The sequence below is a fragment of the Belliella aquatica genome (genome assembly GCF_014637795.1).
Classification (GTDB): Bacteria; Bacteroidota; Bacteroidia; order Cytophagales; family Cyclobacteriaceae; genus Belliella; species Belliella aquatica.
The window spans coordinates 1-24,535 of the sequence record NZ_BMFD01000014.1 but is presented as its reverse complement, the minus strand read 5'-3'; the positions used below and the strand labels follow the sequence as shown (position 1 = coordinate 24,535).

The 24,535-nt window shown below is 38.5% G+C and carries 20 protein-coding genes and 2 tRNA genes; 10 read left to right on the top strand and 12 right to left on the bottom strand.

The features are described 5' to 3' along the window. Positions 1-17 precede the first annotated feature (17 nt). The 3 genes from IEV57_RS15465 to IEV57_RS15455 are packed head-to-tail and all read left to right on the top strand — an operon-like array spanning position 18 to position 3,232. Positions 18-530: a 3-hydroxyanthranilate 3,4-dioxygenase gene (locus IEV57_RS15465; protein ID WP_188443951.1), complete on the top strand. Its 513-nt coding sequence runs from the start codon at positions 18-20 to the stop codon at positions 528-530. A gap of 35 nt (positions 531-565) precedes the next feature. Continuing rightward, positions 566-1,855: a kynureninase gene (gene kynU, locus IEV57_RS15460; protein WP_188443950.1), complete on the top strand. Its 1,290-nt coding sequence runs from the start codon at positions 566-568 to the stop codon at positions 1,853-1,855. 24 nt (positions 1,856-1,879) lie between these two features. Then, positions 1,880-3,232 carry an FAD-dependent oxidoreductase gene (locus IEV57_RS15455; RefSeq protein ID WP_188443949.1) on the top strand — a complete coding sequence of 451 codons (1,353 nt, stop codon included), beginning with the start codon at positions 1,880-1,882 and terminating at the stop codon, positions 3,230-3,232. A 778-nt stretch (positions 3,233-4,010) separates the two neighbouring features. On the opposite strand, the gene IEV57_RS15445 is transcribed toward IEV57_RS15455, so the two are convergent. Beyond that, positions 4,011-5,411: a hypothetical protein gene (locus IEV57_RS15445; protein WP_188443948.1), complete on the bottom strand. Its 1,401-nt coding sequence runs from the start codon at positions 5,409-5,411 to the stop codon at positions 4,011-4,013. A gap of 93 nt (positions 5,412-5,504) precedes the next feature. Here IEV57_RS15445 and rbfA point away from each other — a divergent pair, with 93 nt between their 5' ends. Together rbfA and IEV57_RS15435 are read left to right on the top strand one after the other, a co-directional pair. Further along, the gene (gene rbfA / locus IEV57_RS15440) at positions 5,505-5,885 is read left to right on the top strand and encodes a 30S ribosome-binding factor RbfA (RefSeq protein ID WP_188443947.1); all 381 of its coding nucleotides are present in this window, start codon (positions 5,505-5,507) and stop codon (positions 5,883-5,885) included. A 21-nt stretch (positions 5,886-5,906) separates the two neighbouring features. Further along, a complete protein-coding gene (locus IEV57_RS15435; protein ID WP_188443946.1) occupies positions 5,907-7,130 on the top strand; it encodes an FtsX-like permease family protein in 1,224 nt (407 codons plus the stop codon). Between the two features lie 51 nt (positions 7,131-7,181). Here IEV57_RS15435 and IEV57_RS15430 read toward each other — a convergent pair whose 3' ends face one another. From IEV57_RS15430 to IEV57_RS15385, 10 genes are all read right to left on the bottom strand, one after another. Further along, a complete protein-coding gene (locus IEV57_RS15430; RefSeq protein ID WP_188443945.1) occupies positions 7,182-8,702 on the bottom strand; it encodes a GH3 auxin-responsive promoter family protein in 1,521 nt (506 codons plus the stop codon). Then, positions 8,702-9,439 carry an LPS export ABC transporter ATP-binding protein gene (gene lptB / locus IEV57_RS15425; RefSeq protein ID WP_188444023.1) on the bottom strand — a complete coding sequence of 246 codons (738 nt, stop codon included), beginning with the start codon at positions 9,437-9,439 and terminating at the stop codon, positions 8,702-8,704. The genes IEV57_RS15430 and lptB overlap by 1 nt, the downstream gene beginning before the upstream one ends. Before the next feature lie 5 nt (positions 9,440-9,444). Further along, entirely contained in the window at positions 9,445-11,169 is a 1,725-nt protein-coding gene (recJ, locus tag IEV57_RS15420; protein ID WP_188443944.1) for a single-stranded-DNA-specific exonuclease RecJ, read from the bottom strand. A gap of 191 nt (positions 11,170-11,360) precedes the next feature. After that, positions 11,361-11,969: an HmuY family protein gene (locus tag IEV57_RS15415; RefSeq protein ID WP_188443943.1), complete on the bottom strand. Its 609-nt coding sequence runs from the start codon at positions 11,967-11,969 to the stop codon at positions 11,361-11,363. A gap of 5 nt (positions 11,970-11,974) precedes the next feature. Beyond that, positions 11,975-14,278, bottom strand: a complete 2,304-nt coding sequence (locus IEV57_RS15410; RefSeq protein WP_188443942.1) for a TonB-dependent receptor plug domain-containing protein — start codon at positions 14,276-14,278, stop codon at positions 11,975-11,977. A gap of 48 nt (positions 14,279-14,326) precedes the next feature. Continuing rightward, positions 14,327-15,370 (bottom strand): hemin-degrading factor, encoded by a 1,044-nt coding sequence (locus IEV57_RS15405; RefSeq protein WP_188443941.1) that lies wholly within the window; start codon positions 15,368-15,370, stop codon positions 14,327-14,329. 4 nt (positions 15,371-15,374) lie between these two features. Beyond that, on the bottom strand, positions 15,375-16,178 hold the full coding sequence (locus tag IEV57_RS15400; RefSeq protein WP_188443940.1) for a heme ABC transporter ATP-binding protein: 804 nt from the start codon (positions 16,176-16,178) through the stop codon (positions 15,375-15,377). Between the two features lies 1 nt (position 16,179). Further along, positions 16,180-17,253 (bottom strand): FecCD family ABC transporter permease, encoded by a 1,074-nt coding sequence (locus tag IEV57_RS15395; protein ID WP_188443939.1) that lies wholly within the window; start codon positions 17,251-17,253, stop codon positions 16,180-16,182. Continuing rightward, entirely contained in the window at positions 17,250-18,101 is an 852-nt protein-coding gene (locus tag IEV57_RS15390) for a heme/hemin ABC transporter substrate-binding protein (RefSeq protein ID WP_188443938.1), read from the bottom strand. The genes IEV57_RS15395 and IEV57_RS15390 overlap by 4 nt, the downstream gene beginning before the upstream one ends. Before the next feature lie 146 nt (positions 18,102-18,247). After that, a complete protein-coding gene (locus IEV57_RS15385) occupies positions 18,248-19,021 on the bottom strand; it encodes a sulfite exporter TauE/SafE family protein (protein WP_188443937.1) in 774 nt (257 codons plus the stop codon). Between the two features lie 146 nt (positions 19,022-19,167). On the opposite strand from IEV57_RS15385, the gene IEV57_RS15380 reads away from it, so the two are divergent. Next, on the top strand, positions 19,168-19,980 hold the full coding sequence (locus IEV57_RS15380) for an ion transporter (RefSeq protein ID WP_188443936.1): 813 nt from the start codon (positions 19,168-19,170) through the stop codon (positions 19,978-19,980). Between the two features lie 21 nt (positions 19,981-20,001). On the opposite strand, the gene IEV57_RS15375 is transcribed toward IEV57_RS15380, so the two are convergent. Further along, a complete protein-coding gene (locus IEV57_RS15375; protein ID WP_229744536.1) occupies positions 20,002-20,538 on the bottom strand; it encodes an RNA methyltransferase in 537 nt (178 codons plus the stop codon). 86 nt (positions 20,539-20,624) lie between these two features. Between IEV57_RS15375 and mutS the strand changes: the two genes are divergently transcribed. From mutS to IEV57_RS15355, 4 genes are all read left to right on the top strand, one after another. Continuing rightward, complete coding sequence (mutS, locus tag IEV57_RS15370) at positions 20,625-23,237, top strand: DNA mismatch repair protein MutS (protein ID WP_188443935.1); 2,613 nt, start codon at positions 20,625-20,627, stop codon at positions 23,235-23,237. A 59-nt stretch (positions 23,238-23,296) separates the two neighbouring features. Beyond that, positions 23,297-24,100, top strand: coding sequence for a helix-turn-helix transcriptional regulator (locus IEV57_RS15365; protein ID WP_188443934.1), 804 nt, complete (start codon positions 23,297-23,299; stop codon positions 24,098-24,100). A gap of 136 nt (positions 24,101-24,236) precedes the next feature. Then, a tRNA-Gly gene (locus IEV57_RS15360) sits at positions 24,237-24,309 on the top strand. Positions 24,310-24,367: 58 nt separating this feature from the next. Further along, positions 24,368-24,451, top strand: a tRNA-Leu gene (locus tag IEV57_RS15355). Positions 24,452-24,535 lie beyond the last annotated feature (84 nt).

Genomic DNA, 24,535 nt, shown 5'->3' with positions numbered 1-24,535 from the left:
ACGAAAATCGCCAAACTATGCCGATATCAAACCCGATAAATTTCACCAAGTGGATAGAGGAAAATAGACATTTGCTCAAACCACCAATTGGCAATCAGCAAATTTTTAAAGACAATGAAGATTTTATTGTGATGGTCGTTGGCGGACCAAACTCCCGAAAAGATTATCACTATAACGAAGGGGAAGAGTTCTTTTATCAAATCGAAGGTGACATCACCTTGAAAGTTGTAGAAGATGGAAAACCTCAAGACATCAATATAAAAGAAGGAGAGATATTTCTATTACCTCCACGCACTCCGCATAGCCCAAGGAGGCCAGCAAATACCATCGGTTTGGTATTTGAAAGATACAGAAGAGAAGGTGAGCGGGATGGTTTTATCTGGCACTGTGAAAACTGTGGCGAAAAACTCTATGAAGAATATGCCGTTGTCACGGATATTGTCAATCAACTCCCACCGATTATGGATCGCTTTTGGTCAAATTCTGAACACACCACCTGTAAAAGTTGTGGTACAGTCATGACCAAATAAAAATGCGCCAAAATTAAATTTCAAAAAAATTAAGCATGAGTAATCAAATCAATTTTGAATACAGCTTGAGTTTTGCCCAAAAAATGGATGAACAAGATCCACTGAAGTCCTTCCGTTCCAAATTTTTCTTCCCAAAATTTGATGGAAAAGAAGCAATTTACTTTTGTGGAAACTCACTAGGCTTACAACCCAAAACAACTCAAAGCTACATTCAAAAGGAGCTAGATAATTGGGCTGAAATGGCGGTAGACGGACATTTTCATGGAGAGGACGCTTGGTATCATATCCGGAAAAAATCCAAACCAGCACTAGCAGAGATTGTTGGAGCACACGAGCATGAAGTGGTGGCGATGAATAACTTGACGTCAAATCTTCACTTTTTGATGGTTTCATTCTATCAGCCTACAGCAAAGAGATTCAAAATCATCACCGAAGCAGGTGCCTTTCCATCTGACATGTATATGTTGGAAACGCAAGTGAAATTTCATGGCCTAAATCCAGATGAAGTAATTGTGGAATTAGCTCCAAGAGAGGGTGAGCATACACTGAGAACTGAAGACATCCTTCTCGCAATCAAAGAGCAAGGTGAAGAATTGGCCTTGGTGATGATGGCTGGATTACAATACTATACAGGTCAAGTTTTTGACATGAAAGCGATTGCTCAAGTTGCCAAAGAGGTGGGTGCTTATGTTGGATTTGATCTGGCACATGCTGCTGGAAATGCTCCTTTGGCTTTGCATGATTGGGGCGTAGATTTTGCTACATGGTGTAGTTACAAGTACATGAACTCTGGCCCAGGAAATGTTTCAGGAATCTTTGTACACGAAAAACATGCAGAAAAACCAGATATGATCCGTTTTGCAGGTTGGTGGGGTCATGACGAAGGCGAGCGATTCAAGATGGAAAAGGGTTTCAAGCCGATGTTTGGTGCTGATGGTTGGCAGCTTGCCAACTCCAATGTATTGGCACTAGCCGCGCACCAAGCTTCTTTAGATATCTTTCAAGAGGCTGGAATTAAAAACTTAAGACAAAAAAGCGAAACTTTAACATCCTATCTGGAGTTTTTGATTGAAGAAATTAGTGGGGACACCGGTGTGATTGAAATAATAACTCCAAAAAACGTCAAGGAGCGTGGTTGTCAATTATCTTTGCTGATTCATAAAGGAGGAAAAGCAGTATTTGACGAATTTTACAAAAACGGAATCGTCGGAGATTGGAGAAATCCAAATGTAATACGCATAGCACCCACACCGCTATACAACAGCTTTGAGGATGTATATAGATTCGCTCAAATCTTAGAGAAGTCGATTAAAAAATTTGTGTGAAAGAAGGGGATTGAATTAGAAGTAATGGAAAAAAACGACATTAGCATTTTAGGTGCAGGCCTTATTGGGTCTCTATTAAGTATATATTTGAAAAAAAGAGGTTTGGATGTCTCTCTGTATGAAAAGAGAGAGGACAATAGAAGCTCACAATACAAGGAAGAAGGCAGGTCAATCAATATGGCCTTGAGTGACAGGGGCTGGAAGGCCTTGGAAAAGGTCGGCTTGAAAGACAAAATCATGCCTCTTGCAATTCCAATGTATGGACGTAGAATTCATGATGAACATGGACAGACTACTTTTATGCCTTATGGAAAAGAAAACCAAGCTATCTATTCCATCTCTAGAGGTCGATTTAATCGTGTATTGATTGATGAAGCTGAGCAAGAAGGTGTAAGAATGAATTTTGGACACCGCTGTGACCATATCAATTTACATAAAAATGAACTCCACTTTTCAGTTGGATTTGAAAAGAAAAAGGTCTTTTCCGATATTATTATAGGTGCAGACGGTGCTTACAGTGCTTTGAGGATGGCCATGCAAAAGCAAGGGCGATTCAATTACAAGCAAGAGTATATCACTCATGGTTACAAAGAATTGACAATCCCAGCAACTCCAAATGGTGAGTTTGCCATGGATCCAAATGCACTTCATATCTGGCCTCGAGGGAAGTTCATGTTAATTGCACTTCCTAATCCAGATAAATCATTTACCTGTACGCTTTTTCTCCCATTTGAAGGAACTAAGGTCTGCTTTGATAAAATTAATGACGAGCAAGATGTCATCGGTGTATTCAAAACCTACTTTGATGATGCCCATCAGGTGATGCCAAATCTTGCCGAAGAATTTTTGAGAAACCCGACTTCCGCATTGATCAATATAGAATGCTATCCTTGGGTTCAAAATAAGGCGCTGCTGATTGGAGACGCATCGCATGCTATGGTTCCTTTTTATGGACAAGGTATGAATTGTGGATTTGAAGATTGCTTTATTCTAGATAGCCTAATCGATAAGTACGGTACAACAGCTTGGGATTTGGTGTTTGCAAAGTTCCAGAAAAATAGAAAGCCTGATACAGATGCAATTTGCCAATTAGCTTTGGAGAACTTTGTTGAAATGAGAGATGCTGTTGCTGATCCTAAATTTATGATTAGGAAAAAAATAGAGGCAAAACTACACAGTCTATATCCAAAGGACTGGATTCCACTCTACACCATGGTTACATTCTCTGATATACCCTATTCTGAAGCATATGCACAAGGCAAACTTCAAGAAAGCATCATGGACAAGGTAATGTCAAATCCACTTATCACGCAAAATTGGGACAAGCTAGACTATGAAGATATCATAGATCAAATGGATGCAGCAAAAGCAGTGTGATAAGCATATAAATAGAAAAAGGGGAACATTCAAATAACGAATGTTCCCCTTTTGGATTTACACATGTTCTCGTTTTTTGAAAAGCTATCAATCAGCTTTGGTCCACTTAATCGTACAGCCAATTGCTTTTGTAGTCTCTACTGCAATTTTCTTCCCCTCCATCAAAGCATCCACTGCATCCTCCACGTATTTTTCTGTTACAGCTGCCGCATCTTGATAATTATTATCAATCGCCCCAATATATTTTACGATAAACCTAATCCCAAAAACTAAAAAAGGAACACATTAAATTTTTGTGACATATTACTTAATATTTACCAATTGAATTATCCCACTATAAAATTGACATAATATTTAAGTTAAATCTTGTCAATTGTGGATTAAGTAAAATCATAGTGAATGACTAAACTTTTCTACCAAATTTTATTCTATTTGAAATACAATTTTAGTATCATAAAAGAGTAATGCAAGCTTCCTTTTTTTGTTTTCTATCTATTCAAAATACCTGAAAATGAGCTGTATTTACAGATGCATAAAAGCAAGGTTTTTTTATCCACAATTTCATTAAGTTATCAACAAGTAATAATTACCACTACTTAACTTATTGACTTTCAATTTGTTATGTGATATTTTTTAATCTTGATTTTGTGGATAAAACACTGTAACTGAGAATTTTAAATTAAGTCTACACCCCTATCAAGTGGATAAATCCACCAAACAAAATAAAATTTCATTTGACCAAATCTTAATTTTTTCATATTCTGAAAATTGAGATTTTTTATCGAAGCAGGTAAATACCAGGAGACTCTTTCTTATACAAATCACCAAGTAAAGGAACTCGTTCTATTAAACCAGCAAAAACTCCCTCCTGATCAAATATGATATCAGGTTTCTCAGAAAAAAATTCTTGATAAACAGCTGCCATATCTGCAAAGTCATCAAAATCCTTCAAAATTCTATTTGATAATTTACTATTCAAATATGAAGTACCGAGACTCGCTTCTTTGTAATAAGCAATATCATCTCCCAGAACAAGAATTTTCTTACCATTGGCTATTTGATGTTTTTCCTGATAAACGACTGAATAAGAATCAAGTCTACCCGAACTATTTTGAAATATGTACCAGCTGTACCCAACCAGAGGTACGCCCAAAAAGAACACAAAAACAAAAACTTGTAAGACTTTTTTCTGGGTGAGATAGATGAAAATTTGATTGATAAAATAAGTCAAAGCAGGCAATAAAATAATCCACTGATAGGGAGTCCTTCTGTTGGTCAGGAACACAGACCCAATGGCAAATAATAGAAATATAAATATAAGTTGTCTTTGCTTTTGTTGATTGACCGTGATTTGCTTGAACCACAACCCCACAAAATAACCTATAAATGCCAAAGACACCGGAAGAGCAAAAAGAAATATTGTGTCTTCTAATCTGACATGCTGATACACCTCAATAATCCGAGTAGCTAAAAAATATTCAAATATGAATTCGGGCAATGCGTCAATCCAAAAATAATAAAGTCCGCAAAGGATTATTGGAAGGATATAACCCACTAATGCCAAGACAAATTGATTAAATGTAAACCCACTGACAATAATTCCTGACACCACCAAAAAGGGTAAAAACACCACTAAAGGAAAATGAAAACAAGCTGCGATTCCACCAAATACACCCACTAATAAAACCGAATCGGATCCTTCCTTCTGTAAAACGGTCTGAGAGAATAATTGACCAAGGGCAAGCAATATAAAAGTACTCCCCATCAAGGCTGGCGATAAAGTCAGGAAATCATAAGATAGATGAAATAAAACAACCATAATGGCAGCCGGAATGTATGTATTCTCTTCGAAGGACTTATACCTGATGAATAATGAATTGATATAAGTTACTTGAAAGAGGATTACCAAAGCTGCCAAGATTCTGAAAGCTGTGAGGCTTTTCCCAAAAATCAAATGGATTATCCAATAGGTCCCCGAAGAGAGTGGGCCAGTATCATCTACGACATCCTTATACATGTGATAGCCTTCAGCAAGTCGTTCACCTGCTAGCATCCAGATCAACTCCGGCTGCAACATTGGCACATTCAAAACCCAATAATATACTCCACTCAGAATGACTAAAATGATTAAGATACCGATCAATCGGAAAGGGTCGTTGATTCTGAAAAATCGTAGCAAAATAGAATTTATATTGAGTGGTGTAACAATCGGAACATACGAAATTAAAGGTTACTCATTTAATTCACTAAATTTGTACCAACTATTATTGATATGGAAAGTAAAAGACAACAAAAATATTCAAAGCTGATTCAAAAGGAACTCGGAGAAATTTTTCAAAAAGAAGCAAAACCATTGGTAGGCAATGCGATGGTTACAGTAGTTAGAGTGATTATGAGCCCTGATTTGAGCGTTGCCAAAATTAATTTGAGTTTGTTGCTTGCCAATAATCAAGAGCTTTTTGATAAAATCAATGATCACAAAAAAGAAATCCGCAAGCATCTTGGAAGACGAATTGGTAAAAGCGTGAGAATCATTCCTGAAGTCGCCTTTTTTATAGACGAATCCGCTTCTTATGCCCAGCACATGGACAAAGTCATCTCTGCATTAGATATTCCTGAAGCACCAGAAGAAGACGGGGAAGATGAAGATTAATCGTAAAACAACTTAAAGGTATTGAACCTCTCCTTTTTCATAGCAGCAAGATACTTTCGCAGTAAAAAAAAGCGGAACTTCATCACCATACTATCACGCATCTCTATGATCGGAGTGGCGGTAGGTACGATGGCATTGGTCATCGTGCTTTCCGTTTTCAATGGTCTAGAGGATTTGATCCGAAGTCTATATGCCTCTTTTGATGCTGAACTGAAAATAGAATCAGTCAAAGGAAAGTCATTTGAAGTCACCGAAGAATGGCTTGATCAAATCAGAAATACCGAAGGTGTGGAGATTTTGACTGAAGTCATTGAAGACAATGCCCTCTTCAAATACAAAGACTACCAACATCTCGCCAGACTTAAGGGAGTTTCTGATAATTATCTCAAACAAGGAAGGTTTGAAGAAGGCTACATTTGGGGACAATTAGAATTGGGAACTGATACGCAACCTAAAGCAATCATAGGAAGAGGAGTCGGATTCTATTTATCTATGGACCTTGACAATGAATTTGAACTACTGCAAGTATTCTATCCCAAAGCACCAAGAAATGCGGGCACGCTCGACCCAAGACAACTCTATGCTAGAGATGTCATCAAACCTTCTGCTTTTTTTAGTATAGAAAAAGAGTTTGACGATAACTACATCATCGCTCCCATCAACTTTGTAAAAGACTTACTCAACTATGGTGCAAAGCGAACCTCTGTGGAAATCAAAGTGGAAGATGGTGTTAAGATTTCTTCTGTCAAAAAAAGATTAAAAACCATCTTAGGAGAAGATTTCTCAGTCAAAGATACTGACGAACAGCACGCTGGCCTTTTGAGAACTATCAAAGTCGAGAAACTATTTGTTTTTATTACCCTCAGCTTTATTCTTGCTGTAGCTTCATTCAATATTTTCTTTTCCTTGTCCATGATGGCCATAGAAAAGAAAAAAGATACGGCTGTCCTCATCGCTATGGGAGCAAAAGCCAAATTGATCAAACAGATATATATCAAACAGGGCGCTATCATCGCATTTACAGGAGCGACAATAGGGCTAGCCTTAGGATTTATAATTTGCTTGATTCAAGATAGATATGGAATTGTTTCTCTAGGAATTAGCTCCTCTGTAATAGATAACTATCCCGTAAAAATGATTTGGACGGATTTTTTATGGACAAGTATTGCAGTGATTACGATTACTTTTGTTGCATCATACAGGCCTGCCGTTATTGCTTCTAGAGTAAAGTCTACTGACCTTTGATTAAATTAAGTTCTGATTACTCGTATTAGAGAATACACTTTTGACAAAAAATCAATCAAGTAGCTTCAATATTTCATCTATATGCTCTCGCGTATTTGAAAGTCTTGGCACCTTGTTTTGACCACCTAATTTTCCCCTTGAGCGCATCCACGACTCAAAAATCCCCTCAGACACCAAATGAACTTTTGGTAAAGTCAAAGCCATATCCTTGTATCGCTTGGCGTCATAGTCAGAATTTATTTCTCTTAAAGAGGCATCAAGAATATTCACAAATTCTTGTTCATCCTGAGGCAATGTCTTGAATTCGATAATCCATTCATGTGCACCTTTAGATTTTGCACCATCAAAATAAACAGGCGCAGCTGTAAAATTCGTGATAATTGAATGTGTTTTTTCGGCTGCAATTTGGACTGCTTTCTCTGCGTTTTCAACAATCACTTCCTCTCCGAAAGCATTGATAAAGTGCTTTGTTCTCCCAGAGATTTTGATCCTGTAAGGACTCGTATTTGTGAATTTTACAGTATCACCGATTTTGTATCTCCAAAGTCCTGCATTGGTAGAAATCAATATGGCGTAGTTTTTATCCTTCTCGACATCACAAAGAGGAATGACTTTTGGGTTTTCACTTTCCCACTCTTCCATAGGGATGAATTCATAAAAAATTCCATAATCCAACATCAGAAGCAATTCATCTGAGTCTTTTTGATCTTGAATGCCAAAAAACCCTTCTGAGGCATTGTATGTCTCCATATAACGCATTTTTTCTGAAGGGATCAATTCTTTGAAGAGGGCTCTGTATGGACCAAAAGCTACCGCTCCATGGAAGAACACCTCCAAGTTTGGCCATACTTCAAGAATATGCTTTGCTCCTTTCAATTCCATCACTCTTTGCAACAAGACTATCGTCCAAGTAGGCACCCCCGAGATACTCGTGACATTTTCATTCATCACTTCCAATGCCATTCTTTCAATTTTGGCCTCCCACTCTTCCATCAGTGCCACATTCAATTGAGGAGTTCTCGCCATCTGAACCCAAATTGGGAGATTTTGAGTGATTACAGCAGAAATATCTCCCACTTTACTCTCCAATTTTGGAGAAATTGGATTAGGCGCAAGACTTCCTCCTATGGTCAAGGCTTTACCAGAAAAAAGCTTGCTATCAGGGTAGTTATTCACATACAAGGTAATCATGTCTTTTCCCCCTTTGAAATGGCATTCTTCCAAAGATTCCTGAGAAACAGGGATGTACTTACTTCTACTTGCGGTTGTACCCGAGGACTTCGAAAACCACTCAATCTCTGTTTTCCAAATCGTATTTTGATGACCTTCCATAGTCTTCTCTATGTAAGGTTTCATTTGCTCATAGTCATGAATCGGAACCTGAGCCGCAAAGTCACTATAGTTCTTGATTTGTGAAAAATTATGTTTTTTACCAAACTCAGTCCTCTTGGCATCATGGATAAGTTCAAATAATATTTCTTCCTGAACCTCTATCGGATTTTCTTTAAAATTATTGATCTGACCAATGCGATTCTTGAAAATCCAGGTCATAAAAGAATTGACCACTTCCATTAATTAAATACTTTACGTTTCAACTCAAAATTTTGACCAAGATAAACTCTCCTTACCTGTTCATCAGCAGCAAGCTCCTCGGCAGTTCCCGCTTTCAGTAATTGACCTTCAAACATCAAATAAGCCCTGTCGGTAATCGATAGGGTTTCGTTGACATTGTGATCGGTGATAAGTATTCCAATATTCTTTGTTTTCAGTTTGGCAACAATCGTTTGAATCTCTTCAACCGCTATCGGGTCCACCCCTGCAAAAGGCTCATCCAAAAGCACAAACTTAGGATCAACTGCCAAAGCTCGAGCAATTTCTGTTCTTCTTCTTTCTCCACCTGAAAGCACCATACCGAGGTTTTTACGTACGTGCGTCAAAGAAAACTCTTCAAGCAAGCTGTCTACCTTCTCCTTTCTTTCAGCTTTTTTCATGTTGGTCATTTCAAGGACGGCCATGATATTTTCCTCAACAGAAAGTTTCCTAAAAACAGATGCTTCTTGTGCCAAATAACCTATTCCTAGTTGGGCTCTTTTATACATCGGAAGTGTGGTGATATTTCTTTCATCCAAAAAAATCTGCCCTTCGTTGGGCTGAATCAAACCTACAATCATGTAAAAAGAGGTTGTCTTTCCTGCTCCATTAGGACCAAGAAGGCCAACAATCTCTCCCTGCTTCACCTCCACAGATATATTGTTAACTACTTTCCTGCCTTTATAAATTTTGACAAGGTTATCTGCCTTTAAAATCATCATATTTAATCAAATTTTATGTCTTTGATATAAAGTTGCAAGCTACTATTATTTCTGAAGGTATTCTCTCGGATTTCAAATGCAAGATCAAACCTCATCTTTTGCTTGAGCATTTTGTAAACGATTTCGTCTTCGTATTTGGTGCGGTCTGCCATGCCAAAAGCAATACAAACTGGTTTTGTAACCTGACCATTCTGAACGACATTGAAACGAAGATGTTTTTCTTTCAATATCCGCACATCCTCCGCATAGACTTGATTGGCATAAAATATCGGCTCAGGATTCCCTGGTCCAAAAGGCGCCATTTGTTTTAAGATATTGTAAAATTTGTAATTGATTTGATCTAATAGAATCTCGTCATCAATTTCCAAGACTGGCATCATGTGAACATCTTGAATCCGAGCACTTACTACTTCTTCAAACTTTTGCTGAAATGCAGCGACTTTATCTACAGCCATGGTAAGTCCTGCAGCATATTTATGACCTCCAAATTGTTCCAAAAGCTCACTACATTCACTGATTGCATCGTAGATATTGAAATCATAAACCGATCGCGCACTCCCAGTAGCCTTATTGTTGGATTCAGTAAGGATAATTGTTGGTCGATAATATTTTTCAATACATCTAGAAGCTACGATTCCAATCACACCTTTGTGCCAATCTTCTTTGTAGAGCACTGTTGATTTCATCTGTACTACGCTATCCTGCTCTTCGATCATCTGCAAAGCTTCTCTCGTGATATTTTCATCGAAATTTTTCCTTGCAGCATTCACCGTGTCCACAGCTTCGGCCTGTTTCATGGCATCATCCAAATCTTTCGCAATAAGCAATTCTACTGAGGCTTTGGCATGTTCGAGCCTTCCCGAAGCATTGATTCTCGGACCGATCTTGAAGACAATATCAGAGATTTCTATTTCTTTTTCTATTCTACTCTTAAGAATCAAGGCTTTGATACCCGGTCTTGGGTTATTATTTAAACGTTCCAAACCATAAAAAGTCAGGATTCTATTTTCTCCGGTAATCGGAACAATATCTGCTGCAATGCTTATAGCCAAAAGATCAAGGTATGAAATAACTTGTGCCGCATCTTTCCCTGTTTTTTGGGCGTAACCTTGGATCAATTTGAAACCTACACCACAGCCACTGAGCTCTTTGTAGGGATAGGCACAATCGTTCCGCTTTGGGTCCAAAATCGCAACTGCGGGTGGCAAAGTATCTCCTGGGGTGTGGTGATCACAAATGACGAAATCTACCCCAAGCTCTTTTCCAAGACTGACTTTTTCTATTGCTTTAATCCCACAATCCAAGGAAATGATCAGCTTAAAGTTATTCTCTGCGGCATATCTTACTCCTCGTTCTGATATTCCATAACCTTCTTTGTAGCGATCAGGGATATAAAATTCCAGATGCTTATAAAACTGACTTAAATATCCATACACCAAGGCCACTGAAGTGGTTCCATCCACATCATAATCCCCATAGATTAATATCTTCTCTTCCGCAGCTATGGCTTCAATCAAACGGTCCACAGCCTTGTCCATGTCCTGCATCAAAAATGGATCATGCAGCTTGTCTAGATCTGGTCTAAAATAATCTTTCGCCCTCTGAAAAGTACTCACGCCTCTATTGACCAGCATATTAGCAAGCGTCGTGTTCACATTGATCTCACTACTCAGGGAAGTCACGTTTTCTTCCTCTGCTTTCTCTCTGATCTTCCAATTGTACACCATAAGGCTAAATTACTAAACAGTCTTGCTATTTCGGTAAGCAAAAGGAATAATTTTGATTTATTCACACATTTGTTAAGTACAAAAACATCATTTGCACCTAATTTAAAAAGGAAGCCCAAAAGAGCTTCCTTTTTAAATTTCATTAAATATTTAGCGTGCTCGCTCTAATGAATATCAATAACACCTATCGGTTAAAATTTAGAAGTCCCGTTTGTTTGAAGCACAAACCTGAATGTATAATAGCCACTTGGTGTTGTTCTTGGATTGATTTCTTCTACAGGTGGATTGCCCTTGTAATAGCTTAAAATTTCTAGCTTAAGGAAATTCCCTTCTGTAGTTTTCACCAAAATCACTCTTCCAGGAATTGGCGTCACTGTAAACGTTGCGGAATTATAATTATACCAGCCACTTCCACTTCCTGTTGGAATAGCAAAAGTATTCTCAGAATCCGTTCTAAAAGTAGCATTAGCAGGAACCTCGCTTATCTCTTCGAAAATACCATTGACTATTGCAGCCTCCACGTTTTTTGTGTTGTTCACGCGTATGGTTGTTCCTTTGAAGGCCAAATCCCAGTCTTCATTTTCAGTCACGAGTTCATTTCGCTCCAAACTAAAAAACTGGAAAGGACGTGCAACCACCACTTCACCTGTGGTACGATCTATTTCGTCGTTTGGTGCGGCCAAATCTTCTACCATGGTGACTTCCAACGGAAGTGTAGGTGTCAAGTCATCCGTATTATCACAAGAAAAGAGGAATGCAGCAATGCTAGTTGTAAAGATTAATTTTTGGATAGTTTTCATTTAATTTATTTATTTAAAAGGTTAAGAATTGGTAATTTAATTCCGAGAAATAATACTCTCCCCGGATTATTAGGCTGGGCCGCGGTCATGGTATTGAGAAGATTCGTTCCTCCTGCTTCGAGAAATATCCCATTACCGAAAGTCTTGGAGGCAGTGATGTTGTAGCTAATCCAGCCAGGGGCAAACTCTCTTTCATCATCGAGGATTAGATTCCCATTGAGATCTGCAAATCCGAATTTGCCTCTGAAAATTGCTCTCAAAGCGAAGTCAATATCTGAATGCTTCTCCCGATAATTGACCTTCAAATTTCCAGTATGCCGACTTCTATTGAATAGTCCACCATAATCCGACCTAGTGACTCTGCGCGTTTGATTTTGTGCATTTCTCTTGAAAAGCTCCCCGTTTTCTATTTGCTGAATCACTTCCAAGTCTTTGGTATCTAAAAAGGCATATCCAGCGCTCAAGCTTAGGTTTTCTAACAGGCTGACCTGTGCATCTACTTCCAAACCTTGCGTGATGACACTTCTGATATTGAAATAAGAGAATGCATTCTGACCTGTGACCAGCTGGGCAATAGGTGCGGTTTCAATCAAATTGTCTATTTCATTGCGATAGGCATTTACAATCACTTGGCTATTAGAACTTGGTTTCCACCGGAAACCTGTGTTGATCGCTCTTGATGTTTCAGCATTCAACTGACCTATTGACGCAGGATTGATTAAAACTTGAGCAACTAAGCCCTGCTCTTGAAGTCTTGAAATCCCATCAGCAGCCAAGTTTGCTCCAAACACATAATAGCCAGCCGCAGCATTATTGAAATTCAGAAGTAAATGACGGAAATCAGGAGCCTTGAATCCTGCTCCAATCGATGCTTGCCAACTGAAGTTATCTGATATTTGATATTGACCAGAGATTTTTGGACTAAGTCTATTCCCGAATTGGCTATGAAAATCAGCCCTTAAGCCAGTGACAATATTTACTTTGGGAATTGGATCCCAGAGATGCTGCAAAAAAATATATCCTGCATCGAATCGGTTCAAATCATCATATCTTGTGGCCTCTACAGTCTCAATCAATTGTCCTACACCAAGCGTGATTAAGTTCTTGGAGTTAGCCATAAAATCGGTTTGCAATTCTGTCCGATGGAAAAATTGATCGAACTCTTGAAATTCAAATATTTCTCCGCTGGTTCTGAAGTTTGACTGAGACAAGGTCGAAAACCAAGAGCTCATTCCTCTAAGTGTAAATGTCCACTCTGCATTTGGCTTGAATCGCAAGGTAGGATTGAAATTAAAATCCCTCCTTCGGTTATCTAAGTCGAGTATTTCTGCACCAGCATTTCCATTTGTTTGGAGAATACCTTGCGAATTTTCACCATAGCCTCTTGCAAATAAGTTGAGCGTGAATTTCTCAGAAAGTATCCCAGAAACCTTAACCTGCGCTGTAGATGCTTGGTAAGGGTTTTGAGTCTGTCCCACAATCTCAGGCGTAAGATCAAAACCATCAGTTTGAAGATGATCTAAGAAAATTTGAGTACTCCATTTATCTTTCCCAACCCCTAACTCGAAATACGGATTCCAGGTATTGAAAGAGCGGTGTCGAAGTCCAAGCGTCAGATCTGATTTATTCTGATAGGATTTGGTGATGATATTGATGACTCCACCCATGGCCTCACTGCCATAGATAGCGCTTGATGGACCTCTCAAGATTTCTATTCGATCGATATTTGACACTGAAATACGGTCTAAATCAAACGTACCGGCCGTTCGACCTATCAAGGGTTCTCCATCTAACAGAATCAGAATATAATCTGAATCCAAACCTTGCATTTGTAAGCCAGACCCATGATTGGAAGTGATCTGAAGACCAGTTTGCTCACGCAATACTTCTGACAAGCGAACTCCCCCTGTATTTTGAATTTGCTCTGTATTCAAAACTGTAACAGGCATAGGCAATTGTTCAACACTTCTCTCCGTCCGTGTAGCAGAGACCACTACTTCTTGAAGGTTTCCAGTTTTCTCCAATAATGTAATTAAGTTCTTGCTCTCCCACTCTTCCCAAGTCAATTGTAAGCTTTCAAAACCCATGGCATACACAATGATTTTTTCTGCTGTTTGATCCAAGGATACCATTCCTCTCTCATCCACTAAAAGTGCCTTCTGACCTTCTAATTTGACTAAAGCATGCGGAATAGGTTTGCCTGATGAATCAATAATCTTCTTCTCCTCTTGCATACTAAAGCCAAAGGACACCTCACTTAAAAGGAGAAAAAAGAGAATACTAATTTTATTTAGATTAAATCTAATCATAAACTTAAAATTTTTTTTTGCAGGGAGTTTCCTCCCTGCAAGCTGACTTTACAAACTATCTATCAAGGCTCTCCAAGCAGGCAATTGCGGCAATCCAGGTTTTCTCAATCCAAAAAATTGAGCGATCATTTCCCCTTCCTTATCAAATAATTCCAACGAAGAGACCAAACCATCTTCAGTTTGTTTATGCACAACAAATGCATGTGCTATCAAATCCTCATTTAGATGCATATTGAATTGAGGATCCAATACATTGAGCCAATCTCCCATTTGCCTAATCGTTTTTACTTTCCCTTGGTGAATTTGAATATTCCCTCTATTTCCCGCAAAAATCATGATTGGCAACTGCGATGCTGAGGCAGTTTCGACGATTTTACGTGCAGAAAGTCGATCCACTTCATGCGCCCATCGATCATCAATCCACTTCACAGCATCTAGTCTATGCACATTATACTTCCGAAGCATCCCAAAGAAATCATGGGTATCTTTCATGTTTTCCCAATCATGGGTGAACGCATCCATATCGATCGTCTTGGCATATTCAGGCTTAGCAAATTCCTCAATTTGCAAATCTTGTTCCTGATTTTCGGAACGGTAAGCCAACACGAGCTGATTAAAAATATCAACTTTTGTATCATCCTGTAGATAGACTTTCAAAATCGCAGTCCCAGCTTTATCAAAAAACTGAAAGCTTCTCATGACACCTCTTGGAGTCTCATTTTCAACTGCAAATCCAAATTTCCAAGCTGAAAAAAAGATCCTTTGCTCAATTGGCCCAATTACCGTTGCCATTTGATGAGGTGCTTTTCCATCAATCGTAATTTTTTGAAAGTTTCCTTTGTGTTCCAATACACATCCATTACTCCTGCAAAGAGACATTACTTTTCCAAGCTTTTTGAACTCTACCAAAATTTCTGGCCAATCTGACTTCAAAATGGTAACTGACTCTCCAAGTTGAGAGGCTAAAAGCTCAGCCTCAGATACACCAAGTTGGATGGCTGCATCTCTGATTCTTAAATTTGGTTGCTCAACTTTCAGTTTTTCCCAAGCCATTTTGAGCGTGCTTACTTGATTCAAAATTGTAGTTTCCATATGTTTATTGTACTTGTGATAATCTATGATTTATGTGATGTAGTGGGAGACTATGAACCAAAAGTCCCGGCCCATCATTGAATTTTCTTACTTGAATAGGATAGCCAAACAAAAACTCAAGATTGTAGCTGGTAAAAACATCAGCGACATTTCCTTGAAAAGAGACATTCCCATTTTTCATCATAATGACTTCATCTGCATAATTTCCTACAAGACTTAAGTCATGTAATACAGACAAAACACCAATATTTCTTGTCTTCAACTCATTGAGAAGGTCTAAAACCAAATGTTGTAAAGACACATCCATACTAGAAATGGGCTCATCTAAAAGTAAATATCTAGGGAAAGCTTGCTTTTTCCAGATTTGTATAAGCACTCTTCCTAACTGCACACGTTGTTTTTCGCCTCCCGAAAGCAGATTGTAAGACCTGTCTCTCAAATGCCAGATTTGAAGTTTTTTCATAACCTCGATGATCTCCTTCTGATCGAATTCTTGTGGAGCATTGAGTGTTCCTAATTCGACTACTTCCCAGGCAGAAAAAGGAAAAGAAACGGAACTATGCTGTGGCATAACAGCTCGAATGCGCGCTAATTGTTGACTTGAAAATGAATTTACGGGCTTTCCATTATACAAGACTTCCCCTTTACTACAGGGAATATCTCCTGATAGAATTTTGAAAAGAGTGGATTTGCCTGCACCATTGGGCCCAATGATTACGGTAAACTTCCCAGGTTCAAGTTTGATATTGACATCACCTATAATCGGTCTGTCTGTAATGCAGAAGTGTATGTTATTTCCTTGTAGCATATTAATACTTAACTTTTTTGAAGTTGACAATCAGATAGATAAAAAATGGGGCACCAAGCAAAGCGGTAATGATTCCAATTGGTAATTCCGCGGGCCGCACGAGATTCCTGGCAAATAGATCCGCAGTAGAAAGCAGAATGGCTCCTAGAAGAAATGAACCAGGCAAGACCAAGCGGTGATCTGCACCAAAACCAAGTCGGATTAGATGCGGGACCACCAAGCCGACAAAACCTATAGTTCCACTTAGAGATACTGCAGTTCCTACGATCAAAGCTGATGAAAGGAATAATACATATTTCACATATTGAACATTGACACCCATATGATAAGCCTCACGCTCGCCCAAGGCCATGGCATTGAGTTGTGGGTATAGCCTCATAATCATCGCCAATGCAGGAATAATCAAAATTGTAGCAATTCCTAGTTTTGACCAATTGCTACCGCCAAGGTCACCTAAACTCCAAAATGTGAAATTTCTCAATGCTGCATCATCTGCATAAAATAAAACCAAACCAATCAATGCACCCATCAGCGCATTGATCGCTACTCCTGCTAAAATCAAAACAGAGATGTCTGTTTTTCCTGAGTGACTCGAAATGTTGTATACCAACAAAGTGACGAGTAATCCTCCTAAGAATGCAAAGAGTGGTAACCCAATCAATGAAAATAAAGGTGACAAGGCAGTCAGTCCAGCACCAAAGACGATAAAAACTACAGCAAAGAAAGCACCGCCAGAGCTAACACCTATCAAACCTGGCTCTACTAGAGGGTTTCTAAATAATCCTTGCAAAGCAGCACCAGCAAGTCCAAGTCCTCCTCCTATCAGTATTCCCATCAAAATCCTAGGGAACCTGATATTCAATAAGACTTGGGATTGAGGCTCAGTGTAAGAACCCCAAGCCAAACCCAGCTTGCTCGAAAGCACACCTACAACGGATTCCAATGGAATCTGATATGCGCCGAGAGATGCAGAAAGCAAAACAACCCCTATCAAAAGTATACCCAAAAACAGGAGTACTGTATTTTGTATACGGTGTTTTACTTTGGGAATACTTGCTTGCAAAGTTTTGATCATCGGTAGACTGATTTTGCAATTTCCAATGCTACTTCTGCTACTCTAGGTCCAAAACCAGAGAGCAAAAGTCCGTCATAAGCTAAGATTTTCCCATTTTGGAAGGCCTTGGTCTGTTCAATTCCTCTGATTTTAGTCAAACCGTCTTTACCCCCCAACGTCGCCAGACCTGAATCAAACAATAAAATATAATCAGGATTGAACTTCGCTAATGCTTCAGGAGTCAATGGGATAAAATCTTTGAAACCCAATACTGGAGATTGCAAACCCGCAAGCTGAATAATAGAAGAAGCAAAAGTATCATCCCCACCAACGAAAACCATGTCTTCACCCCTAGCCATGATGAACAGCATTGTTGGCTTTTCAACCACTTCCTGCTTTTCTAAAAATTGGGCTAACTCTAAAAGCTCGTTTTTTACTTCCTCTTGAAGCAATTTACCTTTTTCAGCTAAATCTAAATAATCGGCTAAATCTGAAATCAATCTGAAAGTACCTTCGATTGATGTCGGCTTCTCAAAGAATCGTACTTCAATGCCCGTGGCAGTAAGTTGAGCGACAACATCAGCAGACAGATAATCTGTCTCAGCCAAAATCACATCTGGGTTCATCGATAGAATTCCTTCAGATTTGATTTGATTTCTGTAGCCAATAGAAGGCAATTCTTTCATTTTAGCTGGATAAGTAGAAGTAATATCAGTGGCAACGATTAAGTCACCAAGACCTAATTCAGATACTATTTCCGTGATCGTTCCGCCAGCAGTGATGATACGTTTTTCAGACTTGATTTCGGATTGTTTTGGTGAGGCACAGGCTCCCAAAAGGAAAAGAGAGAGGAAGAGTTTCGCTTTCATTTATTAAGACTAATTTTAAATAACAGGACAAATATCATGTTATTTAGATTAAATCCAAATAAATATTGATTGATTTTTTCTATTGAAAAAACAGCTAGAATTAATAAAATCAATTGAATAGAAACCTTTAGCTTGGTTTCATTTTTTCATATTAAGCCTGCACCAAGTGCTATAGAAACCAAAATCAATAAGATGGCAACAGAAACTTGAATGAATTCAAGCGTTACTTTTTTCAATAATTTATTCCCAATAAATGCCCCTGAGATAGCAGATAAAGTAGCGATCACTACTAATTGAAAATTATTAGTCAAATCAGTTTGTAAAAATCGAGTGGCATAAACACTCAATCGAGTAAAGTCTACAAATGTGGAAACAACAACAGCAGTTCCAATAAAAGCCTCTTTTGATAAACCTGCTTTGATTAAAAATGCTGATTTAAATGCGCCTTGATTACCGGAAAGCCCTCCAAAAAAACCGCTTAGGGCACCTCCCAAAGGAAGCTTTTCTCTACCAAATTGTAGTTTTTGGAAATAAGGAATCAAATCCATCGAAGCAAAAATGATCAGCAAGATCGAAATGATAAATTTTACCGGTTCTACCATAAAGGTACTTCCAAACATCTCGTAAGTAAAAAATGGCTCCAAATCAGTAATATTAAGCAATACCCAGGAACCTCCAAATGCAGCAATCACTGCAGGAATACCAAATCGGATCAAAACTTGTTTATCAGCATTTTTTCCTACTAAAACGAGTTTAAAAATGTTATTGAAAAAATGAACAACTCCAGTCAAGGCTATCGCTAAATCGACAGGAAAGAAAATCATAAAGACTGGCGTAAGTATCGTCCCCAAACCAAACCCAGAAAAAAAAGTCAGAATTGAGACTAGAAAAGCTACAACTGAGATCACTATTATTTCCATGATCGATTTTAAGGATTTTTTTGTAATAATTTAGGCAAACATTCACATATTTGATTGAATTAGAAATGATCGAAGTAAACGAGAGTTCATTCTCCCGCTAGGGATAAATAATTTCAAATAGTAAAACTCAAAAAATCCAAATCATTATGTCTCTTTTCCCTTCCAAATCACGACTTGCACACATCGTTTTTGAGCATGATGATAAGGCTTCTAAAAACTTCGATTTAATCATTTTAGTAATGATCATGGCAAGTTTAGTCGTTGTGATTTTAGATTCCGAACCTAGTTTGTATGCCAAATACCACAATGAATTTTTGATATTAGAATGGATCCTAACTGGTTTATTTACTGTAGAATATATTGGGAGAATTTGGCTGAGTAAGAAAAAACTTGGATATATTTTTAGCTTCTATGGGATCGTAGATCTTCTTGCCATTATCCCTTCTTATTTGAGTCTATTCCTTGTTGGAACACAATTTTTTGTCGTGATTAGAGCTCTCAGATTTCTGAGAGTGGTAAGGATTCTAAAACTTGGCCGATACATGAAGGAGGCCGAAGTTTTGAAAACTGCTCTCAAATCTAGCCGACCAAAAATCCAACTCTTCTTAGGAACTGTATTAACCATTGTATTGATCACAGGTACATTGATGTTTATAGTAGAAGGGCCAGAAAACGGGTTTACCAGTATCGCCATGTCAATGTATTGGGCGATCGTGACCTTGACAACGGTAGGTTTTGGCGACATTACTCCCAATACACCATTAGGGAAGTTATTGGCATCAATCATCATGCTCCTAGGCTATGCAATTATTGCAGTACCTACAGGTATTGTCACATCTGAATTGACCATGGCCAATAAAGAAGCATTGAAAAAAGAAAGAAAAACTTGCCGAGTTTGTAAAACTGCAAATCAAGACATCGATTCTATCTTCTGCAAATCTTGTGGAGAACGATTCTAAAAAATAGCTGCTCTTATTCTTTTATTTCAACAAGCCCATCTTACTCATAAAATCCCAAATACCAATCCCCAAGGTGACAGAGATGTTTAATGAATGTTTGGTGCCTAACTGTGGAATTTCAATAAGATGATCCGAGGCATTGATCACCTCTTCTTCTACTCCAAAAACTTCATTTCCAAAAACCAATGCATATTTTTTACCCTCTTTAGGCTGGAATTCGTGTAACATCACACTTTTGTCCACCTGCTCAAAAGCACAAATTTCAAATCCGTTTTGCTTCAGTTCTGCAATTGCTTCAAGCGTGTTGCTTTTGTATTCCCAAGCGACAGAATCCGTCGCTCCCAAGGCTGTCTTTTGAATATCTCGGTGAGGTGGTGTCCCTGTAATCCCGCAGAGATAAATTTTCTCAATCAAAAAAGCGTCAGCAGTTCGAAAAGAAGACCCCACATTGTTCAAACTCCGAATATTATCCAAAACGATCACTAGAGGGCTTTTTTTCACTTCTTTGAACTCCTCAACCGAAAGCCGATTGAGTTCATCCATGCTTAATTTTTTCATTGAGTTTTGTTTACCTTTCTTTATATTTTAATTTCAAGCTTTCAAGCAGATTCAAAATTAGCATAAAGATTTAATAAAGGGACAATATGGCCAAGGCGAAGGTAGCAGAAGTAAAAGAAACACCCTTGATGAAGCAGTACAATGCCATCAAAGCAAAGCATCCAGGTGCTTTGTTGCTGTTTAGAGTGGGTGATTTTTACGAGACTTTTGGAGAAGATGCAATCAAGGCAAGCAAAGTCTTGGATATCGTCCTGACCAAGCGCGCGAATGGAGCTGCATCACATATTGAGTTGGCTGGATTTCCGCATCACTCTCTTGACAGCTATCTACCAAAACTCGTCCGCGCAGGAAATCGCGTAGCTATTTGCGACCAACTCGAGGATCCTAAAGAAGTCAAAGGTATCGTCAAGAGAGGCGTCACCGAACTTGTGACTCCAGGCCTTTCTTTCAATGACAATGTCCTTGACAAAAGAAGAAACAACTATCTGGCTTCTATCTATTTTGGAAAAGATACCTTGGGAATTGCATTTTTAGATCTTTCTACCGGTGAGTTTATGTGCGCCGAAGGGTCTCAGTCTTATATCGAAAAACTCCTTCAGAGCTTTAGCCCTTCAGAAGTCATCTATTCGAAAACAGCAAAATCTAGAGCTGCAGAAATTCTGAAGGACAATTTCTCAACTTTTCACTGTGAGGATTGGGTATATCAATTTGACTATACTTACGAAAAACTCACCAACCATTTTGCTACGAATAACCTCAAGGGTTTTGGAATTGAGAATTTGGAGCATGGGATCATTGCGGCTGGGGCTGTTCTATTTTACCTGGAAGAAACAGAACACAAAGAAGTCAAGCATATCGCAGCGATATCGCGAATAGCTGAGGAAAAATATGTTTGGCTGGACAAATTCACCATTCGTAATCTTGAACTCGTCTATCCACAGCAAGATGGTGGCATTCCTTTGATTTCAATTTTGGATCATACCGTCACGCCGATGGGTTCCAGAATGATGAAAAAATGGATGGTCCTTCCATTGAAAGAAAAAGAACCGATTGACGAGCGGTTGAAGGTCGTGGAGTATTTTTTCAATCAAAGAGAACTCTCAGAGGAAACGCTCAATCACCTAAAGCATATTGGAGACTTAGAGCGATTAATTTCCAAAGTGGCAGTTGGCAGGATCAATCCAAGGGAGATGAACCAACTCAAAAAAGCTCTAAAAAACACCTTGCCGATCAAGGAAATATTGAGAAAGTCAAGCAATGCTTCACTAAAAAAGCTAGCAGATCAAATCAATCCTTGCGAATTTTTACTTGAAAAAATTGAGAATGAACTTCAGGAAGATGCACCGATGCTTACCCATCAAGGAAATATCATCAAAGATGGTGTTGATTCGGAACTGGATGAATACAGAGGGCTAGCCAATACTGGAAAAGACTATCTGGTACAGCTTCAGCAACGAGAAGTACAGAGAACAGGCATTTCGTCCTTGAAAATCGCTTTCAACAAAGTCTTTGGCTATTATCTTGAAGTTACCAATTCCCACAAAGATAAAGTACCAGAAGAGTGGATCAGAAAGCAGACCTTGGTCAATGCTGAGCGCTACATCACTCCAGAACTCAAAGAGTACGAAGAAAAAATCTTGAACGCGGAGGAAAGAATGATTGCCATTGAGCAAAAATACTTTTTGGCACTTGTACAGGATGCATCAGAATACGTCGCTCAAATCCAGCAAAATGCAAGAGTTTTAGCCACTGTGGATAGTCTTCTTTCTTTTGCTTCCGTGGCAAAAAGCAACAACTACTGCAAGCCTAAAATCTCAGATACTGATTCCCTAGAAATCAAAGATGGGAGACATCCTGTGATCGAGAAGCAGTTGCCCATCGGCGAAGATTATGTTCCCAACGATATTTATTTGGACAACGATAATCAGCAGATTATCATTATCACAGGACCAAACATGGCTGGTAAATCAGCTTTGCTGAGACAGACTGCCTTGATTGTTTTGATGGCACAGATGGGGAGTTTCGTTCCCGCATCGTACGCTAGAATTGGCATCATTGACAAGGTATTTACAAGAGTAGGTGCATCAGATAATTTGGCAAAAGGTGAGTCTACTTTTATGGTAGAAATGACCGAGACAGCAAGTATTTTGAATAATCTTTCGGATCGAAGTTTGGTCTTGATGGACGAAATTGGACGTGGAACATCGACTTATGATGGGATTTCTATTGCCTGGTCGATTGTAGAATTTCTCCATAATCACCCCAAATCACGAGCAAAAACTTTATTTGCGACACATTACCACGAGCTGAATCAATTGGCTGATGATTTCCCTAAAATCAAAAACTTCAACGTCTCTGTCAAAGAGGTTGGCAACAAGGTAATCTTCATGCGGAAGTTGAAAGAAGGTGGCAGCGAACACAGTTTTGGTATTCATGTCGCACAAATGGCCGGTATGCCAAATCCAGTAGTCTTAAGGGCTTCCGAGATCATGGTTCATTTAGAGAAAGATAAAGACCTCAATGAACAAAAAGAAAAGATGAAGGACATGCCTAAAAACAATTTTCAACTTTCCTTGTTCGAAATAGATCCTAAATATAAAGAGGCAAAGCAGATGTTGGATACAATTGATATCAATACCATCTCGCCAATAGAAGCACTTATAAAACTTAATGAGATCAAGAAAAAACTTGATAATTAATTGCAAAATGGTGGATTAGTATTTAGATTCGGACGAGTTATTTAAGTTATATTTATCAAATGGATGGATTTTTAGAAGATCAATTAAGGGAACAAAATAAGTTTTCAGATTTTTTTATAGAATGGAAAGAACGGGAGTTTAACACCGAAGATATTGATGAAGATAAGCTTCTCAAAGACCTAGAAGTGATCAGCCAAAACATGGGGATGAAAGAAGGCATCATCATCGGCTGCATTGATTATAGAGATTTGAGCTTGGCTTTTTTTACTGATAACGTGGAAGATATTATTGGTTATCCAAGCTCTTTTTTTAGAAAAAAGGGTATGGAAGCAGTGCTTACCATGTTACATCCTGATGATGTCCCCGAATTAGCTAAATTCCAAAAGATTGTCTTTGACCTGTTGCAAGAAATTTCCAGAGAGGAAATGGATACGTTCCAGTTTTCTTATACAGTTCGCTGGGTTCATTTCAAAACCAAAGAAGTCAAATGGTTCGCATGCAAAGTTCGTCCCTATTTGATTGACAAAAACAAAAATGTCGTTTTTGACTTGCATATAGTTGTGCTTCTAGCCAATCCTCCGCAGGTCAATAATTTTGACTGGAGTTATTCCTATACATCCGACAACGGTGATAAAATCCATGTTTCAAAAAGAGATCCTTCTACACAGAGTTCTAAGCTCACAAGAAAAGAAAGAATGATTGCCAATATGATTCTTGATGGTTTAAATTCTCAAGAAATAGCCAATGAGCTAAATATTGCAAAAAACACAGTAAATACACACAGGAAAAATATTTTGAAAAAGCTCAATGCCAAAAACACAGTAGAATTGATGAAAATATTACTTGCCAGTCGGATGAATTAATATACTGATTATCAATATTGGAGGAGAAATCTTCATAAATAAATGATTTTTTTTGGGTTTGCCTTTTGCAAATATAGAAAACTGATATACCTTTGCACACACAAAAGACGGAAACAAAAGGTTGAAGTCAACAAAAGCGAGAGTAGCTCAGCTGGTAGAGCACGACCTTGCCAAGGTCGGGGTCGCGAGTTCGAATCTCGTCTCTCGCTCAAAAAGCCCTTGAAGAAGGGCTTTGTTGTTTACAAGTAGCTAGATTAGTCTAGTGAAGCCGGGATGGTGGAATTGGTAGACACGCAAGACTTAAAATCTTGTGGCTTCACGGCCGTGCGGGTTCGATTCCCGCTCCTGGTACATAAACCTCGTAGAAATACGGGGTTTTTTGTTTTATATTAGATTATGTTTTTTGTATATGCTATTTCTAGTACCAAAAGAAAG